The sequence below is a fragment of the Catenibacterium sp. co_0103 genome, from assembly GCF_004168205.1.
Classification (GTDB): domain Bacteria; phylum Bacillota_I; class Bacilli_A; order Erysipelotrichales; family Coprobacillaceae; genus Catenibacterium; species Catenibacterium mitsuoka_A.
Window position 1 is genome coordinate 1 of record NZ_RCYB01000112.1, and the last position, 6,009, is coordinate 6,009.

Sequence of the window (6,009 nt, forward strand, 5' to 3'; positions counted from 1 at the left end):
GGAGCCACAGTGTGACCCCCACAGATTTAAAGGTGCTGTTTCCAAGACCCCCAAATATTTAGAGCGAAGGTCTGACCCCCACAAAAATTAAAGACCCCATAATGCATGCTTCCCTTTTTTTAACTCCAATTACAGTCATTGTACTGTTTTATATAGATTCTCTCATGACATATATATGTCTTTTTTTATTTAGTGGAAAGGGAAACAAGATGAATATTGTAAGAAGAATAGGTGCTGTTCTATTATCATTACTTATGATAGTAGGGATCACTACACAAAGTGTCAGTGCAGCATCCTATAAAATGGAATGGCATGGTAAATCTACTGCATATGGCAGTACTGTAGGTAATTTCACAATCGATGGAAGAAGAGCCTGGTGTATTGAACATAAGAAGACAACTCCATCGAATCAAACAATGTCCGGTGATTTTTATACAAGCACAGAACCTAAATATGCGAACATACGTAAGATTATGTATTATGGATGGTTTGGTTATCAGACATGGGATGGTATGAATGGATTAAATGATGATGAAAAGAATGTCATTATGTCCATGGCACTCTCTCATGCTTATTCTAATACAACACTTAAAAAAGGTAAGATTGCTGATTTCTATAATTATGCAACTTCTAAACCTGATCCTTTGAATCAGAATAATCTTTTATTTAGTAAGAATGAGTTAAGTACTTACTATGATCAAAATGCGAGAGTACAGAAATCAGAATCAGTCAGACTCAATGGTCCTAATGGATATCATATCACAATTAGTACTGGTACAAATAAAGCAAAGGTAGTCAATGAAACAAGAAACCAGTCTGGTGAAACAGTAGATATCTATGGTGGAGATACAATGCATTATGAAGCAGATGCGACTTATACAGGACCAGTCTATTCTGGTTATAAGTCAGGAGGTTTCACTTTTGCGCCATTAATTATTCATAATGGCAATAATAAATACCAGCATATTAGTACTTGGTATACACTTCCTCCAGAAGTCACTACATTTGCGAATGCACAGTTCCAGGCAGTGATTGGAAGATTAAAGCTTAGAAAGACAGATGTAGGTGGAAAACTATTAGATGGTGCCATATTCCATGTGACTGGTAATAACTTTGATCAGGATGTGACAGTCACTAATGGTGAAATAGTACTTGATAACTTATTAGTAGGTGAATATACCATTACTGAAAAGAATGCCCCTCATGGATATTTAGTGAATACAGCAACATTTAGCACAACAGTTAATCCAGGAGAAACATCAGAAGTCACTATTACTGATGAAGCCCCTACAGGACAAATTCTTATAAAGAAATCTGATGCAGATGGACTTGTACAAGGTGAAGCGTCATTAGAAGGTGCTGAATATACAGTATATAACTCAGAAAATAAAGAAGTAGGTAAAATCATGACTGATAAGACAGGTCGTGGTCAATTAAATAATCTTGTATTAGGTATTTATACAGTAAAAGAAACAAAAGCACCTGTAGGTTATAACTTAGATCCTCAAACTTATACAGTAGAACTTACTTACAAGGATCAGACAACTTCTATTGTATGGAATCATGTCGAATCTCAAGATAAAGTAAAAGTAGGACAGATTGAAATACTAAAGACTGATACAAATAATCATCCATTAAAGGGTGGAGAATTTGGTATTTATGCGAATAATGATATGTATATCGGTCATACCCTTTATAAGAAAGGTCAGCTTGTGATGTCTATTAAGACAAATGACAAAGGTATCGCAAAATCTGGTAATTTACCATATGGTTCATATTATGTAAAAGAATTATCTGCACCAGATCAAGAAGATGGTAATAAAGAAAACTTTGTCTTATCTGATGAAACACAATATGTTAAGATCACTGGCGATAAGCTGTTCTCTATGACTTTTGTAGATACAACTGTTACTGCATCTAAGAGAGATATTGCAGGTACAGATGAAATCAAAGGTGCAAAGATGCAGGTCACAGATATGAATGGAAAGATTATTGATACATGGACTTCTACTAATAAACCTCATTCAATCAAAGGATTAACTGAAGGACATGACTATATCTTAACTGAAATCACAGCACCTAATGGCTTTGTGAAAGCTGAATCTATTAAGTTTACTGTATCTAAAGAAAAGAAGAATCAAGCAGTTGTAATGAAAGATAAACAGGTTAAGATTTCTAAGACAGATTTAACTGGTGAGAAGGAAGTAGTAGGTGCTCATCTAGAAGTAAGAGATGAATTGAATAAAGTTGTAGATTCATGGACTTCTAGTGAAGAAGCACATTATGTAAGTGGACTTGAAGAAGGAAAGAAATATACACTTATTGAAACAACAGCCCCAGATGGTTATATTAAGGCTGAATCTATCACATTCACTGTATCTAATGAGAAGAAGAATGAAGCATATGTAATGAAGGATGGACAAATCACAGTTTCAAAAACTACAATTACAGGTAAAGAAGAATTAGAAGGCGCACAACTGGAAGTAAGAGATGAATCAAATAATGTAGTAGATTCATGGACTTCTACTCATGTTCCTCATTATGTCAGTGGACTAAAAGAAGGTCAAACTTATACACTTATTGAAACAACAGCACCTGATGGTTATGCGAAAGCAGAATCTATCACATTTACAGTGTCTAATGAGAACAAAACAGTAGTCATGAAGGATGCTGAAATTATTATTAATAAGGTAGATGAAGAAACAGAAGAACCTGTATTAGATGCCCAGTTCTCTGTATTTGATATGGAAGGAAATCTCATTGATCAGTGGATTACTGATGGTAAAGCTCATGCAGTGAGTCATCTAGAAGCAGGTAAAGAATATATTCTTAAGGAAACAAAGACACCTAGAGGATATCAAACAGTAACAGATACTGCATTCACTGTTTCTGGAGAAGAAGATTTATTTTTAGAAATCAAAGAAAAGCCGATATTAGTGAATATCCAGGTGAATAAGGTGGATGCCAAGACAAAACAATTAATCAAAGATAAAGACTTTGAATTCACACTTTACAAAGACCCTGATTGTATTTATAGTATGGTTGCTGCCTCATCAAAAGATGGTAGCGCAACATTTAAAGATTTAAGATATGGTACATACTATATCAAAGAAACAAAAGCACCATTTGGCTACCACTTATCTACAGAAGTCAAGAAGGTCGTCATTGATGAAAATGTGAAGGGCGATACATATACATTTGATTATGAGAATACACCAATAGAAATCATTCAAACAGGTGATCCAACAAATCTATTAATGATAATTGGTTTAGGTTTAGTCTCAATGATTTCTATTATTTTCATTCTTATTAAGAAAGAAAGCTAATATTTAGGACTGGAGAAATCTCTCTCCAGTCTTTTTCTATTAATATGACTTTTTTTTATTGAGACCTTCCTATATAATGGGAAATTAAGGAGGGTGGAACTATGAAAATGGTATTTTGTGATATAGATGGAACTCTTTATCGTGAAAATGAACAGATCTCACCTTTAAACAAAGAAGCCTTAACACGTTTTCGTGATGCAGGCGGTCAAGTTGTTTATTGTACAGGACGTCATATATTAGAAATGAATAAAATCCTTGAGCAGGATGGTTATCCTTTTGATTATCTTGTTTTAAACAATGGTGGGGCAATCCTTGATTCCAATAAAGAAACTCTCTATGAGAAACATATAGAACAATCAATTGGACTTGACATTCTACAATGGGGAGTAGATGCCAATATGTTTGTGCATATGTGTGATGGAAAGAATAGTTATGGTTGTTTTAATCATCAATCTTTTGCACATAGTGATATGGGAAATATACCTATTCCTGACGACTATATGACATTAATGAAGAAAAGTCCTTCATTTCAAATCATTAGCTTAAATCAGGAAGATAATCAGACTGATAGAATTAATATCATTAAGAAAAGAATTGAAGACAAATATGGTGATGATGTTGAATGTCATCCTAATCTTTATTTCCTAGATATTGTTCCTAACAACTGTTCTAAAGGGAGTGGTGTCACTTATCTCAAGGACAAAACAAATGCGATAACCTATACAATAGGTGATTCATGGAATGACCTTTCAATGATTGAAGCAGGAGATCATGGCTGTACATTTAATTATGCACATGATGATATTCAAGAAAAAGCAGATCATATTTATAGTTATGTCTATGAAATGATCGATGATATACTAGGGGGTAAAATATAGTGAGCTGGAGAAATAATTTAAGAGATGTAGAACCTTATGTGGCTGGTGAACAGCCTAAGATGTCTAATCTTATCAAACTAAACACAAATGAAAATCCATATGAACCAGGAGAAAAAGTCAAAGAAGCGATTCAATCTTTTGATCCATTTAAACTAAGACTCTATCCTGATGCAGATGCATCAAAGCTTAAACATTTAATTGCAGAGTATCATGGATTAGAAGATGATCAGGTCTTTTTAGGTAACGGAAGTGATGAAGTTCTCGCCTTAACATTCTTAACATGCTTTAACGGACAGAATCCTATTCTTTTCCCAGATATTACTTATTCTTTCTATCCTGTTTATTGTGAACTGTTTAATATTGATTATAAGACAGTGGCACTTGATGATGCATTTAAGATTAAGAAAGAAGATTATTTTAATAAGAATGGTGGAATTATCTTCCCTAATCCAAATGCGCCAACAGGTGAACTTATGTCTGTAGATGATATCGAAGATATTATCAAACATAATCCTGAGAGTGTTGTTGTGATTGATGAAGCCTATATTGATTTTGGTGGAGAAACAGTCATACCACTCTTAAAGAAATATGATAACTTACTTGTGATTCATACATTCTCTAAATTCCGTTCACTTGCAGGTAGTAGACTTGGTGTAGCTTTAGGTAATAAAGAGCTTGTATCACATTTATATGATGTAAAGAATTCATTCAACTCATATCCAATTGATGCACTCGCTCAGGTGATTGGCGAAGCTTCTATTCAAGACAGTGAAGTGATTAAAGAACATGCGAAAAAGATTATCGCAACACGTGAACGTACTAAAAAAGCCCTTAAAGAAATGGGCTTTACTATGACTGACAGTTATTCTAATTTCATCTTTATTCATCATGATGATTATGATGCAGAACATATTTTTAAAGAATTAAGAAAGAAACATATTATTGTAAGATATTTCAATGCCCCACGTATTAATCAATACTTACGTGTCACTATTGGAAACGATGAAGAAATGGATGCATTCCTAGAAGCTGTCAGAGAAATTATTCAAGCATTTTAAACACATAAGGAAACAATTAATGATATGATAAATACAGATAACGTACTTCTATTTGATCTAGATGGAACAGTACTTAATACCGATGAATTGATCTTCCAGTCATTCAGATATACTTTTAAAAAGCTTCTTCCTGATTACACATTATCAGAAGAAGAGCTTCTCTCATTCTTAGGACCACCTTTAAGAGATTCATTTGCACGTTTCTTTTCAGGTGATCAGGTAGATGAAGCAGTACAAATCTATCGTGCTTATAATCATGAGAAGCATAATGATTATGTTACTCTATACCCTCATGAAACAGAAGTATTAAAAAAACTTCATGAGAAAGGAATAAGAATGGCTGTTGTGACTACAAAATTCAAGGATGCGGCTGTATATGGATTAAAGTGTGCACACTTGGATCAGTATTTTGAAATAGTCATTGGAAGTGATGAAGTCACACATGGGAAACCTCATCCAGAAGCAGTATTGACTGCAATGAAGAAAATGAATGTGAATAAAGGTTATATGATTGGCGATAATGTGACTGATATTCAAGCAGGTAAGAATGCTGGTATTAAGACTATAGGAGTCACTTGGTCTTTAAAAGGCACAGAGGGGCTTCTTGATGAACATCCAGATTATATGATGGAGTCATATGATGACTTATATGATTATCTAGAAAGGATGTAAGTGTGAAACAAAAATCAATCAAAACGTATAAAAAAAGACAAACTTAAAAACAAGTTTGAATAATTTAGAAAAAAT

Annotated in this window: 4 protein-coding genes; all 4 read left to right on the top strand. The window is 33.6% G+C overall.

Annotated elements, in window-relative coordinates; translation table 11 throughout:
- Nucleotides 1-209: 209 nt before the first annotated feature.
- Entirely contained in the window at nucleotides 210-3,326 is a 3,117-nt protein-coding gene (locus tag EAI80_RS11620; protein WP_129982167.1) for a SpaA isopeptide-forming pilin-related protein, read from the top strand.
- A gap of 101 nt (nucleotides 3,327-3,427) precedes the next feature.
- On the top strand, nucleotides 3,428-4,204 hold the full coding sequence (locus EAI80_RS11625) for a Cof-type HAD-IIB family hydrolase (RefSeq protein ID WP_129982168.1): 777 nt from the start codon (nucleotides 3,428-3,430) through the stop codon (nucleotides 4,202-4,204).
- Nucleotides 4,204-5,262 (top strand): histidinol-phosphate transaminase, encoded by a 1,059-nt coding sequence (hisC, locus tag EAI80_RS11630; protein WP_129982169.1) that lies wholly within the window; start codon nucleotides 4,204-4,206, stop codon nucleotides 5,260-5,262. The genes EAI80_RS11625 and hisC overlap by 1 nt, the downstream gene beginning before the upstream one ends.
- Before the next feature lie 24 nt (nucleotides 5,263-5,286).
- On the top strand, nucleotides 5,287-5,934 hold the full coding sequence (ppaX, locus tag EAI80_RS11635) for a pyrophosphatase PpaX (RefSeq protein WP_129982170.1): 648 nt from the start codon (nucleotides 5,287-5,289) through the stop codon (nucleotides 5,932-5,934).
- The last annotated feature ends 75 nt before the right edge of the window (nucleotides 5,935-6,009 follow it).